18 protein-coding genes and 1 pseudogene are annotated in these 18,056 nt (G+C 69.0%); 3 read left to right on the top strand and 16 right to left on the bottom strand.

Annotated elements, in window-relative coordinates; translation table 11 throughout:
• Positions 1–323: 323 nt before the first annotated feature.
• A pseudogene (locus AB0I35_RS08490) lies at positions 324–1,073 on the bottom strand (DUF3027 domain-containing protein); the annotation flags it as partial.
• Between the two features lie 8 nt (positions 1,074–1,081).
• Here AB0I35_RS08490 and AB0I35_RS08485 point away from each other — a divergent pair.
• The 3 genes from AB0I35_RS08485 to AB0I35_RS08475 all read left to right on the top strand — a co-directional run bounded on the left by AB0I35_RS08485 (position 1,082) and on the right by AB0I35_RS08475 (position 4,225).
• On the top strand, positions 1,082–1,858 hold the full coding sequence (locus AB0I35_RS08485; protein ID WP_357395167.1) for a glutaminyl-peptide cyclotransferase: 777 nt from the start codon (positions 1,082–1,084) through the stop codon (positions 1,856–1,858).
• A 67-nt stretch (positions 1,859–1,925) separates the two neighbouring features.
• Entirely contained in the window at positions 1,926–3,710 is a 1,785-nt protein-coding gene (locus AB0I35_RS08480; protein WP_357395166.1) for an MFS transporter, read from the top strand.
• Positions 3,707–4,225, top strand: a complete 519-nt coding sequence (locus AB0I35_RS08475) for a DUF2771 family protein (RefSeq protein WP_357395165.1) — start codon at positions 3,707–3,709, stop codon at positions 4,223–4,225. Before AB0I35_RS08480 ends, AB0I35_RS08475 begins: the two co-directional genes overlap by 4 nt.
• Before the next feature lie 183 nt (positions 4,226–4,408).
• Here the strand turns inward: AB0I35_RS08475 and AB0I35_RS08470 are convergent, their stop codons facing one another.
• From AB0I35_RS08470 to ftsH, 15 genes are all read right to left on the bottom strand, one after another.
• A complete protein-coding gene (locus tag AB0I35_RS08470) occupies positions 4,409–4,771 on the bottom strand; it encodes an Lsr2 family protein (RefSeq protein ID WP_067495754.1) in 363 nt (120 codons plus the stop codon).
• A 115-nt stretch (positions 4,772–4,886) separates the two neighbouring features.
• Complete coding sequence (gene lysS / locus AB0I35_RS08465; RefSeq protein ID WP_357395460.1) at positions 4,887–6,353, bottom strand: lysine--tRNA ligase; 1,467 nt, start codon at positions 6,351–6,353, stop codon at positions 4,887–4,889.
• 118 nt (positions 6,354–6,471) lie between these two features.
• Complete coding sequence (locus AB0I35_RS08460; protein WP_357395164.1) at positions 6,472–6,903, bottom strand: rhodanese-like domain-containing protein; 432 nt, start codon at positions 6,901–6,903, stop codon at positions 6,472–6,474.
• Positions 6,903–7,493 carry a cysteine dioxygenase family protein gene (locus AB0I35_RS08455; protein WP_357395163.1) on the bottom strand — a complete coding sequence of 197 codons (591 nt, stop codon included), beginning with the start codon at positions 7,491–7,493 and terminating at the stop codon, positions 6,903–6,905. Before AB0I35_RS08455 ends, AB0I35_RS08460 begins: the two co-directional genes overlap by 1 nt.
• A 154-nt stretch (positions 7,494–7,647) precedes the next feature.
• Positions 7,648–8,430, bottom strand: a complete 783-nt coding sequence (locus tag AB0I35_RS08450; protein ID WP_357395162.1) for a type III pantothenate kinase — start codon at positions 8,428–8,430, stop codon at positions 7,648–7,650.
• A gap of 19 nt (positions 8,431–8,449) precedes the next feature.
• Positions 8,450–8,869 (bottom strand): aspartate 1-decarboxylase, encoded by a 420-nt coding sequence (gene panD / locus AB0I35_RS08445; RefSeq protein WP_067640553.1) that lies wholly within the window; start codon positions 8,867–8,869, stop codon positions 8,450–8,452.
• Positions 8,870–8,883: 14 nt separating this feature from the next.
• Positions 8,884–9,840, bottom strand: a complete 957-nt coding sequence (gene panC, locus AB0I35_RS08440; RefSeq protein ID WP_357395161.1) for a pantoate--beta-alanine ligase — start codon at positions 9,838–9,840, stop codon at positions 8,884–8,886.
• The gene (locus tag AB0I35_RS08435) at positions 9,840–10,793 is read right to left on the bottom strand and encodes a DUF2520 domain-containing protein (RefSeq protein WP_357395160.1); all 954 of its coding nucleotides are present in this window, start codon (positions 10,791–10,793) and stop codon (positions 9,840–9,842) included. Before AB0I35_RS08435 ends, panC begins: the two co-directional genes overlap by 1 nt.
• A gap of 301 nt (positions 10,794–11,094) precedes the next feature.
• Positions 11,095–12,225: a DUF6779 domain-containing protein gene (locus tag AB0I35_RS08430; RefSeq protein WP_357395159.1), complete on the bottom strand. Its 1,131-nt coding sequence runs from the start codon at positions 12,223–12,225 to the stop codon at positions 11,095–11,097.
• A gap of 68 nt (positions 12,226–12,293) precedes the next feature.
• Positions 12,294–12,767 (bottom strand): DUF3180 domain-containing protein, encoded by a 474-nt coding sequence (locus tag AB0I35_RS08425; RefSeq protein WP_357395158.1) that lies wholly within the window; start codon positions 12,765–12,767, stop codon positions 12,294–12,296.
• On the bottom strand, positions 12,761–13,294 hold the full coding sequence (gene folK / locus AB0I35_RS08420) for a 2-amino-4-hydroxy-6-hydroxymethyldihydropteridine diphosphokinase (RefSeq protein WP_357395157.1): 534 nt from the start codon (positions 13,292–13,294) through the stop codon (positions 12,761–12,763). Before folK ends, AB0I35_RS08425 begins: the two co-directional genes overlap by 7 nt.
• A complete protein-coding gene (gene folB / locus AB0I35_RS08415; protein WP_357395156.1) occupies positions 13,291–13,713 on the bottom strand; it encodes a dihydroneopterin aldolase in 423 nt (140 codons plus the stop codon). Before folB ends, folK begins: the two co-directional genes overlap by 4 nt.
• Positions 13,710–14,579 carry a dihydropteroate synthase gene (folP, locus tag AB0I35_RS08410; RefSeq protein WP_357395155.1) on the bottom strand — a complete coding sequence of 290 codons (870 nt, stop codon included), beginning with the start codon at positions 14,577–14,579 and terminating at the stop codon, positions 13,710–13,712. Before folP ends, folB begins: the two co-directional genes overlap by 4 nt.
• Entirely contained in the window at positions 14,576–15,166 is a 591-nt protein-coding gene (gene folE / locus AB0I35_RS08405; protein ID WP_067495894.1) for a GTP cyclohydrolase I FolE, read from the bottom strand. Before folE ends, folP begins: the two co-directional genes overlap by 4 nt.
• Before the next feature lie 417 nt (positions 15,167–15,583).
• Complete coding sequence (gene ftsH, locus AB0I35_RS08400; RefSeq protein ID WP_357395154.1) at positions 15,584–17,941, bottom strand: ATP-dependent zinc metalloprotease FtsH; 2,358 nt, start codon at positions 17,939–17,941, stop codon at positions 15,584–15,586.
• Positions 17,942–18,056 lie beyond the last annotated feature (115 nt).

Genomic DNA, 18,056 nt, shown 5'->3' with positions numbered 1-18,056 from the left:
GTCGACACTCCCGCGTCGGCGGTACCGGTCGCCTCAGCGGCGGCCACGATCGAGGTCGACTCGGCCGCCTCCGTGGTCGGTTCGGCTGCCGCAGGGGAAACCGCTGCGTCCGGGACGGATTCAGGGTTGCTCGACGCCTCGGCCGGGTCGGTGGTCGCCGGTACCGACGCGAGGCCGACGAGCGGTGCGAAAGCGGCGAGGTCGGTGTCGACTTCGGCGGCGATGACCTCTTCCGGGGACTCCGGGAGCTCGCCTTCGGCGCGGGCCTTGCGGGCGGCGGCCGCCGCGTCGACCGCTTCGGCTTCGGCGGTTTCCTGCGGGGTGATGTCGATGTAGTCGACGGCGTGGTCGTCGAAGGCCTCGTAGCGGGGGGAGCCGTTGCCGGCGGGGGCGACGACGTCGGAGTGGGCGCCGCAGCCGTATTCGACGTGGACGACGTGGCCGTCGGCGCCCATCGCGTTGGCGCACACGCCGAAGGTTTCGCGCAGGGCGCCGGCCAGGGGCAGGAAGAAGCCGCACAGGCCGCAGGTGGAGGGGGCGGCCTTGGCCATCTCGGTGTCGGGGCCGTATTCGCTGTACCAGCGCTGGGCGGCTTCGAGGCGCCCCTCGAGGCTGAGCACCTGGGTGCGGCCGAGGCCGACCTCGCGGGCCACCTCGTCGATCACCGGATCGCCGGTGGCGACGTAACCGGGGACCAGACGCGGATCGTCGGCGGGCGGGGCGAGCAGGTCGCCGGGGCCGAGATCGCCGGGGCGCACGCGCTGCTCCCACGGGACGAACTCGGGGGCGATCAGGGCGTCGGGGCCGGGCAACAGGGCCGATTCGCTGACGGTCGCGTGGTCGGCACCGGGCGGCGCGGCCACCACGACGGCCCACTGCCAACCCCGGTAGCCGGGCAGGGTCGCCTCGAACCGGTGGGTAGCCGACGAGTCGTCCTCGGCGGTCACCCCCAGATGGGCTCCGACCCCGTCGGGTTCCAGCTCGACGAGCGCACGAAGTGCGACCTCGGCCGCCTGGGCCAGAACAGGACGCACGCCGGACTCCGAAACAGATACTGCGCTCACGGCATACATTTTGCCGTATGAAGTGCAATCGGAGTTCGTTGGCCGTCGCAGTGCTGGTCAGCGTGCTCGGCGTGAGCTCCTGCGGGGGCCAGGATCAGTCCGGTCCGCCGCGCTGGCGGGTGGAGGTGATCGGCTCGTCACCGCACGATCCGTCGGCGTTCACCCAGGGGCTCGAGGTGGTCGACAAATCGCGCTACGAAGGCACCGGCATGTGGGGCGTGTCGAACGTCCGCGTCACCGACCAGGTCTCGGGTGTGGAGCGGGCGCGCGTCGAGCTGCCCGGCCGGATGTTCGGCGAGGGACTCACCCGGGCGGGCGACATCGTCTGGCAACTGACCTGGCGCGACGGCGTCGCCTTCGCCCGCGACCCGCACACCCTCGCCGAAACCGGCCGCGCCACCTACGAGGGCGAGGGCTGGGGGCTGTGCGCTCAACCGGGCCGCCTCGTCATGAGTGACGGCACCCCGACACTCACTTTCCGCGATCCGCTGACCTTCGCCGAAACCGGGTCGGTGACCCTGCGGGGCATCGACGACCCGAAACCGAACGAACTCGACTGCGCACCCGACGGCACTGTCTACGCCAACAACTTCCCCACCGACGACATCCTGCGCATCGACCCGAACACGGGCCACATCACCGCGGTCATCGACGCGAGCGGCCTGCTCACCGCCACCGAACGGCAGCGCACCGACGTCCTCAACGGCATCGCTCACCTGCCGGGCACCGACCGGTTCCTGCTCACCGGCAAGTACTGGCCGCACCTGTTCGAGGTGCGCTTCGTGCCCCGATGAGCGGGTGTGGCCGACACTGCTCGCCCGCGAGTGAACGCCGAAAGCCCGAGTACGACAGAATTGGGCTGTGACTACTCCCCGCGATCCATCCGGTCCTGACCGTGGTCGCCGGGACGGCAGTGCCTCGGGTGGACCACCCGGTCGGCACCCCGGCTTCGGGCATTACCCGCCCCCGTCCACGCCGCGCAAGGTCTTCCCGCACATCGAGCCACCGACCGCGCCGGTTCGCTCGCGTGGCCGGTTCGGGCGTGATCCCGACCCCGGCGCCACCATGCCGTTGGCGAGCCGGAAACGCAACGGCGCCGGTCCCCCGCGCCCCGACACACCGGCAGGCAGCCACCCACACCCCGACCCAGTCGGCGGGCCGGCAGGAACCCGCCCGCTCCCCCGCGCCGACGAACCCACCCACGAATCGCCCAAACAGCGGGTGCCGCGCAAACTGACGGTCACCCGCGTGGCCGCGATGCGCAGCCGCGAACTCACCGAGCGGGGAATCGCCACCTTCCAGCGTGCGGCCAAGGCCGACGGCGCCGACCAATCGGGGCTGACCGCCCTCACCTACGCCACGATGGCCAACTTCGCGCTCGACGCCGCGATCGCCGTTGCCCTGGCCAACACGTTGTTCTTCGCGAGCGCGACCGCCGAGTCGAAAACCAAGGTGGCGCTGTATCTGCTCATCACCATCGCGCCGTTCGCGGTGATCGCCCCGCTGATCGGGCCGCTGCTCGACCGGCTGCAACGCGGACGCAGGCTGGCGCTGGCCACGACCTTCGGGTTGCGGGCGCTGTTCGCGGTGCTGCTGATCTTCAATATCGACACGTGGGGGCTGTATCCGCTGGCCCTGTGCATGATGGTCGGCTCGAAGTCGTTCGCGGTACTCAAGAGCGCGGTGACGCCGCGCGTGCTGCCACCGGACATCGACCTGGTCCGTACGAATTCGCGGCTGACGGTGTTCGGCCTGGTCGGCGGCACGATCGGGGCGGGTGCGCTGGCCGCGCTCGCCGCGCTCGCCGCCGGCTCGACGGGTGCGCTGGTGTTCGCCACTGGCATCGCGATCGCGGGCGCCTACCTGAGCTTGCGGATCCCGTCGTGGGTGGAGGTCACCGAGGGTGAGGTGCCCGCCACGCTGACCTACCACGGCGCCGACGCGCGCACCGAGGTGCTCGAACCGGGTAAGGAATCGGCTGTGCCCGCCAGGAAACGCAGGCAACCGCTCGGCCGCGCGGTGGTCACCGGACTGTGGGGCAACAGTTCCATCCGGGTGCTCACCGGGTTCCTGACCTTCTACATCGCCTTCGTCGCCAAGGGCTCCGGTGGCAGTCCGACCGAGCAGGCGGCCATGCTCGGTCTCGTCGGGGTGGCGGCCGGTTTCGGCAATTTCGGTGGCAACGCCACCGGCGCGCGATTGCAGCTCGGCAGGCCCGCGCTGGTGGTGCTCGGCTGCACCGCGGCGTGTGTGGCGGTCGCGCTGTTCGCGGTGTTCACCGGCAATCTGTTCGGCGCCGCGGTGGCCGCGCTCGTCGCGTCAGCGGCCAGCGCGCTGGCCAAGGTGTCGCTCGACGCGGCCATCCAGGACGACCTGCCACCCGAGTCGATCGCCTCGGGTTTCGGCCGGTCGGAGACCGTTCTGCAGCTGAGTTGGGTGATCGGCGGGGCGGCCGGTGTGCTGCTGCCGACCGAGTTCTGGAAGGGTTTCGCGGTGATCAGCGTGATCCTGGTTGCCGGGCTCGCGCAGACCTTCGTCAGCTATACCGGGCACACCCTGCTGCCGGGCTTCGGCGGTAACCGCCCACAGCACGCCGAGCAGGAAGTTCCGACCCATCCCCGCGAAACAGGAGACCCGCACTGGTGAGCAAGCCCAACGTCCGCACGATCTTCGCGCTGGTCGCGGTGGGCCTGCTGGCCCTGGCCGCGGTGACCGCAGGCGTGGTGGCCTACGCCGTGTCCAAGGCGCCCAAGCACTATCCCGAACTCACCGTGTTCGCCAACGGCGAGTCCGTCGTCGTCGAGCCGTACGGGTATTGCGAGCTGTCGAACGGGGAGTGCGTCAACGACGAGTCGACCTACTACATCCCGGCCACCTCGGGTAAGCCGGTGCAGGTGTCGTTGCCGACCAGCGTCGCCGAGGCGCCGTGGATCGTCGTCACCGTGTACGAGCGCCCCAACGGCGAGCAGATCGAACGGATCGTGAGCTTCATCGACTACCCGTCGAAGACGCACTTCCTGAGCCTCGACACCCAGCCCGAGCCCGAGTTGCGCCTGGCGGGTTTCGAGGTGCGGCTCCCGATCGTCTACACCGACCCGGCCACCGGCCAGGAGATGTACGACGTGCACGGCCTCTGGCGCGTCGGCACACCGCAGCCCTGAGGGCAAGATCCCCGCTTCCGAACCACCACGACCCGACCTCGAGGAGGGTCCGCCGCGCAGCGGCGGTTCGCGGCCGTCCCGGCGATCAGGCGCCGTTGCGTAGGCGACGAAGGAGCAAGCAACGGTGCCTGATCGTCGGGACCGCAGGGGCCGCCGACTCGAGCGCGCCAGCGCTCCAATATTTCAGCTCTTGCCGACCTCTTTGTTGTAGGCCTCGGTGATGTCGGCCGAGATACGGCCGCGCGCGGAGACCTTGTGACCCTTACGACGGGCCCATTCACGAATTGCGGCGCTCTGCTCGCGGTCCATGGAAACGCGGCTCTTGCCCTGCGGTGCCGGCGTACCGGCGGCCTTGGTCCGGCGACGGCCACTCACGCGACGCGCGTTGGCGACCCACTCGTCCAGGCCTTCGCGCAGGCGCGCCGCATTTGCCTCCGACAGATCGATCTCGTACGACACCCCATCGATAGCGAACTCGATGGTTTCGTCCGCGATGGACTCACCGTCGACATCGTCGATCAGGCTAACGGTGACCTTCTTTGCCATGAGATGAACGTCCTCTCGAAATCGTCAAGCCTGCCTCCAGGCCGAATACCCGAGGCAAGAATACCCCGAAATGCGAAATTTCCAACACGAGGCCTTCGCCCCGCGAATTCACAGGTCAGCGACTACTCGGGCGCACAATGGGGAACAGGATCGTTTCCCGGATTCCCAAACCCGTGAGTGCCATCAACAAGCGATCGATTCCCATACCCGTTCCGGTGGTCGGCGGCATGCCGTGTTCCATCGCGGTGAGGAAGTCTTCGTCGAGCACCATCGCCTCGTCATCGCCCGCCGCGCCGAGGCGCGCCTGGTCGACGAACCGTTCCCGCTGGATGACGGGATCGACCAACTCCGAATAGCCCGTGGCCAACTCGAAGCCGCGAACATAGAGGTCCCACTTCTCCGTAACGCCCGCCTTGCTGCGATGCTGACGGGTCAGCGGTGAGGTCTCCACGGGGAAGTCGCGAACGAAAGTCGGCGCGTAGAGCTTGTCGCCATAGACGTGTTCCCAGAGTTCTTCGACCAGTTTCCCGTGGCCGTAGCCCTTGCCTGACGGAATTTCCAGACCGACCCGTTCGGCGAGTGCCAGCAATTCCTCGACAGTCGTTTCCGGAGTGACCTCCACACCGATCGACTCCGACAGCGACGGATACATCTCGACCGTCGTCCACTCGCCACTCAGATCATATTCAGTACCGTCGGCAAGAGTCACCACGAGGGTGCCGAATGCCTCTTGTGCGACTTCCTGGACCAATTCCCGGATCATCGTCGCCGAGTCGTCGTAGGTGCCGTAGGCCTCATAGGTTTCCAGCATCGCGAACTCGGGCGAATGGGTGGAGTCGGCGCCTTCGTTGCGGAAGTTCCGGTTGATCTCGAAGACCTTCTCCAGGCCGCCGACCACGCAGCGCTTGAGGAACAGTTCCGGCGCGATACGCAGGAACAGGTCCATGTCGAGGGCATTGGAATGGGTGACGAACGGGCGCGCGGCGGCACCGCCGTGGATGGTCTGCAGCATCGGGGTCTCGACCTCGAGGAAGCCGCGGCGCTCGAGCGCCGTACGCAGCGCGCGGACCACGTTCACGCGGGTCCGGGCCATTTCCCTGGCCTCGGGGCGCACGATCAGGTCGACGTAGCGCTGACGGACGCGCGATTCCTCGTTCATTTCCTTGTGGGCCACCGGCAGCGGGCGAAGCGACTTGGCCGCCATCGACCACGAGTCGGCCATCACGCTCAATTCACCCGTGCGCGAGGAGATGACCTCACCGTGCACGAACACGAAATCGCCGAGGTCGACATCGGACTTCCAGGCGGCGAGCGCGTCGGCGCCCACACCATTGAGGCTGATCATCGCCTGCAGTTTGGTTCCGTCGCCCTCCTGCAGGGTGGCGAAGCACAACTTGCCGGTATTGCGGACGAAAATGACGCGGCCGGCGACACCGACCTGCAGACCGGTTCGGGTATCGGGTTCGAGATCCGGGTAGGCGGAACGGATTTCGGCCAGCGTGTGCGTGCGCGGCACGACCACCGGATAGGCGTCACCACCGCCGGCGAGCAGCCGTTCACGCTTGTCCCGGCGAATCCGCATCTGCTCGGGGACATCGCTGTCCACGGCGGAACTGACGGCGCGGCCGGTCTCGGCGGAGTTAGGGGTGCTCACATTCGATAACAGTAGCGTGCACCGGAAAGGACGAGTGCGCCGCCCGTTACAACGAAGCCAGCGACTCCACTTCCCGGGCGAAGTGCGGCACCCCGACGCCCACGGTGAGCATGCCCGCCGACTTCAGCGCCTGATAACCGCCGATCAGATCGGTCGCGCGGTGCAATCCGAGTTCCTGAAGCGAGGCCGCGGCCAAACTGGACGTATAGCCCTCCGAGCAGAAAATGATCCACTCCACATCGTGGTCGCGCGCGAGCGACAACCGCGCCGACGACGTGGGATCCAGCCGCCATTCCAGCACATTGCGCTCGATCACCAGCGCGCCCGGCAGAGCACCCTCCCGAACGCGCTGCGCGGCCGGGCGGACGTCGACCAGAATGGCGCCTCGGGCCAGTGCGGCGGGGACGTCGTAGACATACAGCCTGCGCAGCTTGGCGCGCGCGTTGTCGAGCATCTGGTCAATCGACAAACGGCTCATCACAGATCACCTTCGGGCTGGTCGGTGAGGACGGTTTGGGTGCGTCGCAGGGTGCCGTGGCCGGTCACCTCGTAATAAGACATGGCGGTCAGCGGCGGCGAATACGCGTGCACGCTGAGGGTGGGATCGAGCGGGCCCGCCGTCACGTCGGCGGCGCGGACCACATCGTGGACCCAGCCGATCGGAAACGATGCCTGATCGCCCGCGGCGAGGGTGCGTTCGCGTAACTCGGTGCCATTCCAGCGAAATTCCGACAGCGCGCCGCTGAGCACGGTGAGCGCGCCGAGCGAACCGGCGTGGTCGTGCAATTCGGTGGATTTCCCCGGGGTCCAGCTGATGAGCCAGACATCGACCTCGTCGTCGGCGATCAGGCGGGTGGCCCAGCGCTGCTCGGTCGGCCAGAGGCCGTCGGCGGGCAGCAGATGGTCATAGCGGCCTGCCAGGACGTCTTCGGCGCCCTCGTCGGTGAGTCGCAGCAAATCGGCGGGGCGCAGCCGGGTGGGCAGGGCCGAGGCGACCGCGCGGTCCAGCGGCGGAGTCGCGGAGTATTCGTCGCGGGCCGAGGAAAGGGAAAGAACGGAAGAACGCATGAGCGCATCTCCAGGAGGTGAGAATCGGTCGAGGGAAAACGTCAGCCTCGAACGGTCGAGGCAGGTCAGCCTCGACAACACTCCTGGGTGCTCACACGGAAAGACACGGGAGCGAGCTTAGCAGGCTCCCGCGTGGACGGGCCAATGACCTGAATCACTTCTTGTTGCGCTCGTAGACGTGGCGCAGCCCGGTGAGGGTGAGATGCGGTTCGTGCTGGTCGATCGTTTCCGATTCCGGCACGATCAGCGGCGCGCCCGTCCCGGTGGCGACCACGGTGACATCGGTGCCGGCGAACGCGTCGAATTCGTCGCGAATGCGGTCGATCAATCCGTCGACCAGACCGGCGAAACCGAAAACCGCACCGGATTGAATGCACTCCATCGTGTTCTTGCCGAGCACCGAGCGCGGCCTGGCCAGTTCGACGCGACGCAACGCACTGCGTTCGACCAGTGCCTCCGTCGACACCTCGACACCCGGCGCGATCACGCCACCGAGGAACTCGCCCTTGGCCGAGACCAGATCGACACAGGTGGCGGTGCCGAAGTCGACGACGATCGCCGGACCGCCGAACCGGCGGAACGCGGCGAGGCAGTTGACGATACGGTCGGCGCCGACCTCCTTGGGATTGTCGACCAGCAGTGGAATGCCGGTCCGCACACCGGGTTCCACGACCACATTCGGCACATGCGACCAATAGCGGGCGAGCATGATGCGCAGTTCCCGCAGCACCGGCGGCACCGTCGACAACGCCGAGACACCGACCACCTGGTCGAGCTCGGCACCGACCAGACCGCGCACCTGCATCGCGAACTCGTCGGCGGTGAGCAGCGGATTCGTGTGAATGCGCCAGTGCCGCACCAGCTTCGAGTGCTCGCCGAGACCGGAGAACAAACCGAGTTCGATAGCGGTGTTGCGGACGTCGATCGTCAGCAGCATGTCCGACCCCCCGCCGCGATCAGGCGATCGACAGGGAACGCGGCGAGGTGAGCCCGGAACCCTCGGGCGCGTGCGCGGGATCGGCGCCGAGCTCGACGGGCCGGTTGCGGTCGTCGACGAAGACCACCTTCGGCGCGTACTCGCGCAGCTCGGCCTCGTCGAGCTGGCCATAGGCGATGAGGATGACCAGGTCGCCGGGGTGCACGAGATGTGCTGCGGCGCCGTTGATCCCGATCACACCCGAACCGCGTTCGCCCGCGATCACATAGGTTTCGAGGCGGGCGCCGTTGTCGATGTCGACGATGCACACCTGCTCACCCTCGAGCAGGCCCGCGGCGTCGAGCAGGTCCTGGTCGACGGTCACCGAACCCACGTAGTGCAGGTCGGCGTGGGTCACGGTGGCACGGTGGATCTTCGAGGTCATCATGGTGCGCAGCATCGGCTTCGCCTTTCTCAGTACGCCTGCGGTGCAGGCAGGGAGTTCGCGTCGGGGTGCCCGTCGATCTGGGCGCCGAGAACAAGGGGTGCGTTGTCGATCAGGCGGGTGCTGCCGACCTTGGCGGCGACGAGCAGGCGGGCGTTGCCCGATTCCGGGGCGGGGCCGAGGAGCGAGTCGCGCAGTTCGAGGTAGTCGACCTCGACACCGTCGGCCGAGTCGAGGACGGCGCGGGCGGCGGCGAGGACACCCTCGGGGCCGAGACCCGCGGCGTGCCTGCCCGCGGCCAGTGCGGCCGACAGGGCAAGCGCCGATTCCCGTTGCGCCGCATCGAGATAGCGGTTGCGCGAGGACAGGGCGAGACCGTCGGGTTCGCGGACCGTCGGGTAGGCGACGATCTTCGCGTCGAAGTTCAGGTCGCGGACCATCTGGCGGATCAAGGTGAGCTGCTGGTAGTCCTTCTCCCCGAAGTACGCCTCCGAGGCGTGGGTGAGCTGCAGCAGTTTCGCGACGACGGTGAGCATGCCCGCGAAATGCGTCGGCCTGCTGCCGCCTTCGAGCTCGGCGCCGAGCGGGCCCGGCTGCACGGTGGTGCGCGGGCCGTCGGGGTACATCTCGTTGGCCGACGGCGCGAACACCAGATCGACGCCCTCGGCCGCGAGCAGTGCGAGGTCGGCGTCGAGCGTGCGCGGGTAGGCGTCGAGATCCTCGCCCGCACCGAATTGCAGCGGGTTGACGAAGATCGACACGATCACGATCTGATTGGTCAGCCGCGCCTGCCGAACCAGCTGCAGGTGGCCCTCGTGCAGGGCGCCCATGGTCGGCACGAAACCGATGCTGCGGCCCGCGCCGCGCAACGCCTTGGCCACCGTGGACAGCACCTCGGGGCTGTGGTGCACGGTGAGCGCGCCGGGCTTGAACGCGCCGGTCGCCCGCGCGCCGCCCTGGTGGTGATGCACTTCTCGGGGTTCCATCAGTGGCCTTTCTCGGCGAGCAGCTCGAGCAGAGCGGGATTGGTCCTGGCGAGTTCGGCCGTGCGCAACGACATGGCGCGATACGACGCGGCCAGCCGTTCGTCGAACGACTCGACGGCATTCAGGTGTGCGGCGACCGCGTCCACGTCGCCCCGGGCGACCGGGCCGGTGAGCGCGGCCTGACCACGGCGCAGCGCGTTGTCGAGGGCGGCGGAGACCAGCGGACCGATGAGGCGTTCGGGCAGGCCCCCCGGCTGCTCGTCGACCACCGGCTGACCGAGCAGGCCCGGACCCGACATCGCTTCGCGCAGTGCCGAAACCGCGTCGACGATGAGCGTGACCAGGTGATTGCTGCCGTGCGCGAGGGCCGCGTGATACAGCGTGCGCTGGTCCTCCTCGATCCGCACCGGCTCGCCGCCCATCTCGATCACCAGCGCCTGGGCGATGGCGTAACCGACCTCGTCGGCGGCGGTGATACCGAAACAGGCATTGGCGAGGCGGGCGATGTCCTCGTCGTGACCGGTGAAGGTCATCGCCGGATGAATCGCCAGGCCCAAGGCGCCCTGTTCGGTGAGCGGGGCGAGCACACCGACACCGTTGGCACCGGAGGTATGCGCGACGATCGTGCCCGGCCGGACCACACCGGCCGAGGCCAGACCACGAACCAACCCGGTCAGCTCGGCATCGGGCACCGCGAGCAGCAACAACTCGCTGCGCTGGGCCACCTGCTCCACCGGCAGGATCCGCGAATCGGGCAGCCGGGTGCGCGCCCGGTGCACGGAGGCATCGGAAATCGCGGCGACACCGAACACCACATGCCCGGCTCGCTCGAGCGCCACACCGAGCGCCGAACCCACCCGTCCCGCCGAGACGATTCCCACCGTCAGCCGTGCGGGCGCTGGATCGACACCTGAGTCAGCGCCATCAGAATCGACACTTCTCGAGGTCAACATTGTCCTCTCGATTGCGTTCCAGTCCCGCTGTGCGGGTACCAGACGTACGGGTCGAGAATAACGGCCCCTACGCCCACCTCGCCACGCCCCCTGCCGTGATCTAGCCCACCGGCTCACCCGGCTCCCCGGAAAATCAGATCGGCTCAGGTACGACGCGGCTTACGTAGGCGAGCGCGATCACCTACTCCGGCGCGCACATGGGTAACTCACCGGGTACGGGCTCAGGCGACCACGTATTTCGTCTGGCCGCCGACGCGTATCCGCACGCGCCTGAGTCTGGCCTGAATTCCCGGGGAGGCGGTCAGGAGCGGGTGGACTCGGACTGGAGGTTGGCCATGATGTCGGCTACCGAGAGGCGGGTGCCTTCGGATTCGGCGCGACGGCGGCGACGGGAGCTGGTGCCGACGGTGGGGGTGGCCGGTGTGGGTTCGGGGGCCGGGGCCGGGCCGGAGTTCGGGGGGGCTTCGAAGCCGGATTCGGTGGTGGTGGCCGTGACGGGCTGTTCGGTCGCGGGCTCGGGGGTGAGTGAGCCGGTGGGTGCCGGGGTGGCCGACGGGGCGGTGGACGGGGTCGACGACGGGTCCGCGCCGTTCGGCGACGTGGGGGTCGAGGGCTCGGGGTCGAGGAGGCGGCCGTCGTTGTCGACCTTGCGGGTGTGGGGGGCCGACAGGCGCGGGGGCGGGGTTTTGGCCGACGACGACTTGGCCGGTTCGGGCTCGGGGGCCGGCTGCTGGGACTCGGCGTATTCGTCGAGCTGCACGGCCGAGGTCTCGGCGGTGACGGGGTCGTCGTAGGGGTCGGCGAAATTGGCCGAGACCGGCTGCATGAAAACCGGCTTCAGGGCGCTGGGCGGTTGCTGCCAGGGGCCGAACCACGCGGCGGCGGCAGCCTCGTGGCTATCGTCGATCTCGGGCTCCGCCTCGTCGAAGGCGTCGAAATCGCCGTGGGCCGATCCGCCGCTCGGCAGGGCGTCGATACGGACCGCGTCGGCCTGCAGGGCAGGCTGATCCTCGGGCAGAGCGCCCTCGAACAGCACCTGCAGGTTCTGGCGAAGCAGCGTGAGCTCCGCGCGCAGGGCCGCGATCTCCGAGGCGTCGGCGCCCACTTCGGCGCGCACCCGGGCCTCGACACCCATCTCGTATTCGCGGCGGGCGTTGATCTCCCGCTCGAGCTGCAGCTCGTACACCGTCTGCAGATCGCGCACCTTGGCCTTGTCGACGGCCGCGTCCTTGCGATAACGCGTGGCCGCGAGGGCACCGATCACGGCCGCCCACAGCGCCGCTACCAGGCCGATCCGAACGAATTGCACATTGTCGCTGAAGACGAGGAAAACGCTGGCTGTCAGGCCGAGGAGAAGAAGGGCGCCGATGAAGAGCTTTCCCGCGTCGTCCCGCCGTCGACGGGGCGTGGTGCTACGGGAGGGTGAAACCATGGTGGCCAGGGTAGCCGGAAACAGCTGGTCGGCACACCGACAACGGGGGTGATTCCATTCGCAAGTTGCTAGGTGGTTGCCGGTTCGTCCGGCGGCTCGTCGGGCGCGCGGCAGCAGTATTCGAGCCACAAAGCCGCGGCAACCAGGGCCGAACCGGCGAGCAGACCGACCACCGCGCCCGGTGAATCCGCCGCCGCCGCCGTCACCGTGCCGCTCTGTGGGAAGACCCACAGCAGGAAGCCGAGCCACACTCCCGCCGCCAGCGAACCGACCTGCAACGACGCCTTGGCCAGCGCGGCCGCCCGCGCCACATTGATCGGATGCAGTTCACCCGGTCCGTCGCCGATGCGCTGCTCGGCGATCCGGTTCTTGACGACGAACCCGAGCGCCGCCTCGATCCCGGCCACCGGCAGCAGCGAGGCTCCGGCCGGCACCGAGATGGACGGGAAGGTCGAATAGGCGAAGCGGGTCGCGGTCCAGGCGATGGCCGCGGCCAGCACGACATTCAGGGCGAGGTCGAGCAGCCGGGTCGGTTTCAGCACGGGCGGGCGCCTTCGCGCAGGACCAGGTCGGTGCGGATCACACCCGCGCGCTCGGCGGGATCGACGGCGGCGAGCAGGTCGGCGACGGGCACCTCGGCGCCGTCGACGTAGAGCCGAGCGTCGGGCTCGACGTCCAGCCACGGAACCAGCACGAACGCCCGGTGGTGCGCCTCGGGGTGGGGCAGGATCAGCGTCGGATCGCTGTCGCGCACAACGGTTTCGCCGCCGTCGACGCACTGCACGATGTCGACGTCGAGCGTCCGGGCGCCCCAGCGCACCTCACGCACCCGGCCCGCCGCCTGCTCGAGCCGCTGCCCGAAACGCAACCAGTCGTAGTCGTCGAAGAACGGGTCCTCGGCCACCACAACGGCATTCAGGTAGTCGTCCTGCTCCACCCCGCCCCACGGTGCCGTGGTGTACACCGGTGACACCGCGCGGGTGCGCTCCCCCAGCGCGTCGAGCACGCTGCGCAGATTGGCGAGCCGGTCGCCAAGATTGGCGCCGATCGAGAGCACCGCACGGGTCATCGGCGCGGCTCCGGCACCGCGGTGCGGTAGCGGGTGGCCACCACGCGCACATCGGTGAACGTGTGCGGGATCGGAGCCGACGGCTTGTGCAGCACCGCTTCGACCGCTTCGATCCGCGGGTCGGTCATCACGTCGTCGGCGATCTCGGAGACGACCGTTTCGATGAGATCGCGCGGCGGACCCGCGACGATGCGCACGGCGCGTTCGGCGAGGGCGCCGTAGTCGACGGTGTCGGCCAGATCGTCGGAGGCCGCGGCGGCCGCGAAATCGACCCACACGGTAAGGTCGACGACGAACTCCTGACCATCGCGGCGCTCGAAATCGAACACGCCGTGCCTGCCGAACACGCTGAGCCCGCGCAGTTCTATGCGCGAGGACGCGGGCCGGTCGGCGGGCGGGGGCAGCAGCGGTGAGTTCATCGGGCGGCTCCTCGGACGGCGGTGGCGCGCTGCCACGCATCGACAACGGTGACGGCGTCCAGCGAAGCGCGTACGTCGTGGACGCGCACGCCCCAGGCGCCGTGGGTCGCGGCGAGCGCCGACACGGTCGCGGTGGCGACCTCGCGTCCGTCGGGCGGTCGCGGGCCGGATTCGTCGGCGAGCAGGGCGCCGAGGAAACGTTTGCGGGACGCGCCGATCAGGATGGGCAGACCGTCGGCGACCAGCTCCGGTAGGGCACCGAGCAGGGCCCAGTTGTGGTCGGCGTTCTTGGCGAAACCCAGGCCGGGATCGAGGATCAGCCGGTCGGCGGCGATGCCCGCGGCCACGGCCAGGTCCACCTGGGCGCGCAGTTCGGCGCGCACCTCGGCGACCACGTCGTCGTAGTGGTCGGCCGGGCCGGTGTGGCGGTAGTCGGCGCCCGCACGCCAGTGCATGAGGATCCACGGCACGCCCGCGTCGGCGACCACCCGGACCATGTCCGGGTCGGCTCGCCCGCCGGACACGTCGTTGACGACGGCGACACCGGCGGCCAGCGCCGCCTCGGCCACCTCGGCGCGCATGGTGTCGACGCTGGTCGGCACACCCGCCGCGACCAAGCCGCGGATCACCGGCGCCACCCGCGCGGCCTCGGTCGCCGGGTCGACGCGGTCCGCGCCGGGCCGGGTGGACTCACCACCCACATCCACGATGTCGGCGCCCGCCTCGTACAGGGCGACACCGTGCGCGATCGCGAGTTCGGGATCGAGATAGCGACCGCCGTCGGAGAACGAATCGGCGGTCACGTTCACCACGCCCATGACCACACATGAGCGGCCGCCCCGCGCGGTCACGAGGGGCTGGTTCATTTGCGCAGGATCAGGTCCAGCGCCTCGGATCGCGAGGCGGCATTGGTCTGTAGGAGGCCACGCACCGCCGAGGTGGTGGTGCTCGCGCCGGGCTTGCGGATACCGCGCATCGCCATGCACAGGTGTTCGGCCTCGATCACCACGATCGCGCCGCGCGGGTCGAGCCTGCGCATCACCGCGTCGGCGACCTGGCTGGTGAGGCGTTCCTGCACCTGGGGGCGCTTGGCGTAGAGGTCGACCACGCGCGCCAGCTTCGACAGGCCCGTCACCCGGCCGTGCGGGCCGGGGATGTAGCCGACGTGCGCGACGCCGTGGAACGACACCAGGTGATGCTCACAGGTGGAGAACATGGGGATGTCACGCACGAGCACGAGTTCCTGGTGGCCCTCGTCGAAGGTGGTGGCCAGCACCTCGTCGGGCTCGGTGTAGAGCCCGGCGAACATCTCGCGGTAGGCGCGCGCCACGCGGGCCGGGGTGTCGAGCAGGCCGGGGCGGTCGGGATCTTCGCCGACCGCGAGCAGCAGTTCGCGCACCGCGTTCTCGGCGCGCTGCTGGTCGAACGGGCGGCCCGTCGCCAGCGCCGTCAGCTCGGCCGGGCTCGTCTCGCCGAGCTCACCGGCCGGGTCGAACCCCGAACCGTTCCCGGCCGGCTCAGCGACTTTCCTATTGGCCGACAACTTCTCCACACCTCCGGGGCATAACGCTGCCGGGCCGATCCGGCAGTGGTCGGGCCGCCAGAGCCGGAAAGTCCCGGCTCGAACGGCAACCAGAGCCGAATCGATCCGGCTCGAACATCCCAGCGTAGTTGGCGCGTGGCCGACGGCGGCAGCTCGGCCCGGTGTCGATGGTTCGCGTCCACGACACGTGCCCTCGAAGGGCGATGCCCGTGTATCCGATCGGCGACGCGCCGTACGCACGAGCCGCGAAACCCGCGTGCCCGATCAGGGCGCCGCCCGGTGTTGTTCCAGGCGGCGCACCGACCGGGCGGGCGCGACGGAGATCCGTCAACGGCCGTTCGGGCCGTTCCATTCGTTGGTGTCCGGGTCCGCGTCGCGCGCAGGTGGCTGCTGCGGCGGTGCGGTCGGCTGCTCGCCCCACGGCTGGAACTCGCTGCCGTGGCGCGGCTGGTGCTGGGGGGCCTGCTGCTGGGGCGGCTGTGACCAGCCACCCTGGCCCTGCGGCTGCTGCTGTTCCTCGCGCGGCGGCCAGCCGGGCGCCGACCAACCGGCCGGGGCGCCGTAGTCCGGACGCGAACCGTGCGTACCCGTCGGACGCGGGAACGCCTGGGTCGGCGCGTTGGGCAGCGGGTATCCGGCGGCGGGCGGGGCGGGCTGACCGTAAGGCTGCTGGCCCGGGTAGCCGTTGGGCTGCTGCGGCGGGGCGCCGTTGGGCACCGGAACCGGGGCAGGCTGCACCGGCGGCCAGGGCTCACCACGCTCGAGAGCCAGCTCACCCGGAGTCTTCACCGGCGGCTTGTCCGAGGGCAGGCGCTCACCGAAATCGTTGAACGCGGTGATGCGTGGACGCTTCTCGACACCGGCGAGGACCTCCTCGAGGTCCTTGCGGTGCAGGGTTTCGCGTTCCAGCAGGGCCGTGGCCAGCGCGTCGAGCTGCTCGCGGTACTCGCTCAGGATCGACCACGCCTCGGTGTGCGCGGCCTCGATCAGGTTGCGCACCTCCTCGTCGATCTCGCGGGCCACCTCGTGCGAGTAGTCGGCCTGCACGCCCATCGAGCGGCCGAGGAACGGGTCGCCCTGCTCCTGGCCGTAGCGCACCGCACCGAGGCGGGCGCTCATGCCGTACTCGGTGACCATGCCGCGCGCGATCTTGGTCGCCTGGTCGATGTCCGACGACGCGCCGGTCGTGGGCTCGTGGAACACCAGTTCCTCGGCCGCGCGGCCACCCATCGCGAAGACCAGTCGCGAGATCATCTCCGAGCGGGTCATCAGACCCTTGTCGTCCTCGGGCACCGTCATGGCGTGGCCGCCGGTGCGGCCGCGCGCCAGGATGGTGACCTTGTAGACCGGCTCGATATCGGGCATCGCCCACGCGGCGAGCGTGTGCCCGCCCTCGTGGTAGGCGGTGATCTTCTTCTCGTGCTCGCTGATGATGCGGCTCTTGCGACGCGGACCACCGATCACGCGGTCGACCGACTCCTCGAGCGATTCGCCGGTGATGACCGACCCGTTCTCGCGGGCGGTGAGCAGCGCGGCCTCGTTGATGACGTTGGCCAGATCGGCGCCCGACATACCGACGGTGCGCTTGGCCAGACCCTCGAGGTCGGCGTCCTGCGCGATCGGCTTGCCCGCCGAGTGCACCCGAAGGATCGCGCGACGACCGGCCAGGTCGGGGTTGCCGACCGGGATCTGCCGGTCGAAACGACCGGGGCGAAGCAGCGCGGGATCGAGGATGTCGGGGCGGTTGGTCGCCGCGATCAGAATGATGTTGGACCGGTCGCCGAAGCCGTCCATCTCGACCAGCAACTGGTTGAGGGTCTGCTCACGTTCGTCGTGACCGCCGCCGAGGCCCGCGCCGCGCTGGCGGCCGACCGCGTCGATCTCGTCGACGAAGATGATGCAGGGACTGTTCTGCTTGGCCTGCTCGAACAGGTCACGCACCCTCGAGGCACCGACACCGACGAACATCTCGACGAAGTCCGAACCGGAGATGGTGAAGAACGGCACCCCGGCCTCACCCGCGACCGCGCGGGCCAGCAGCGTCTTACCGGTGCCGGGCGGACCGTAGAGCAGGACGCCCTTCGGGATCTTCGCGCCGAGCGCCTGGTAGCGGGCCGGATTCTGCAGGAAGTCCTTGATCTCGTACAGCTCTTCGACGGCCTCGTCGGCACCGGCCACGTCCTTGAACGTGGTCTTGGGCATGTCCTTGGACAGCAGCTTGGCCTTGGACTTACCGAAGCCCATCATGCCGCCGCGACCACCGCCCTGCATGCGCGACATCACGAAGATGAACAGGCCGACCAGCAGCACCATCGGCACGATGAACAGCAGCAGCTGCGACAGCCAGCTCTCCTGCTTGACCACCGTGTCGTAGGGCGCGCCCGACTTCTGGACCGCGTCGAGGATCTTGGCGGAGGTCTCGCCGCCGCCGGGGTACTTGGCGACGATCTTGGCGTTGCCCTTGGTCGCGTCGTTGCCGTTGTTCAGTTCGACGCGGAGCTGCTGCTCCTTGTCATCGATCTGGACGTTCTTGACGTTTTCCTTGTTCTCCAGCTGACTGAGCGCCACGGAGGTGTCGACACTCTCCCAGCCGCGCGTGTCATCGCCGAGATAGCTGAACAGCCAGATCATGAGCATGATGCCCGAGATGATCGCCAAGGTGCGAAACACTGTCTTGCGGTTCATAGAGCGTCGGCCGGACGGCCCAGTCCTTTCCGGTTATTTCTCCGGGGTGTGCCTAGCGAAGCTGTCGAGATCGGCGGGATTCGGATGCGGACATGCCACGTTACCGCGTACGGTC

Origin of the sequence: Nocardia sp. NPDC050378 (genome assembly GCF_040655675.1) — a bacterium.
Classification (GTDB): domain Bacteria; phylum Actinomycetota; class Actinomycetes; order Mycobacteriales; family Mycobacteriaceae; genus Nocardia; species Nocardia coubleae.
The sequence above is the reverse complement of the archived record's forward strand: the minus strand, read 5'-3'. Positions and strand labels throughout refer to the sequence as shown.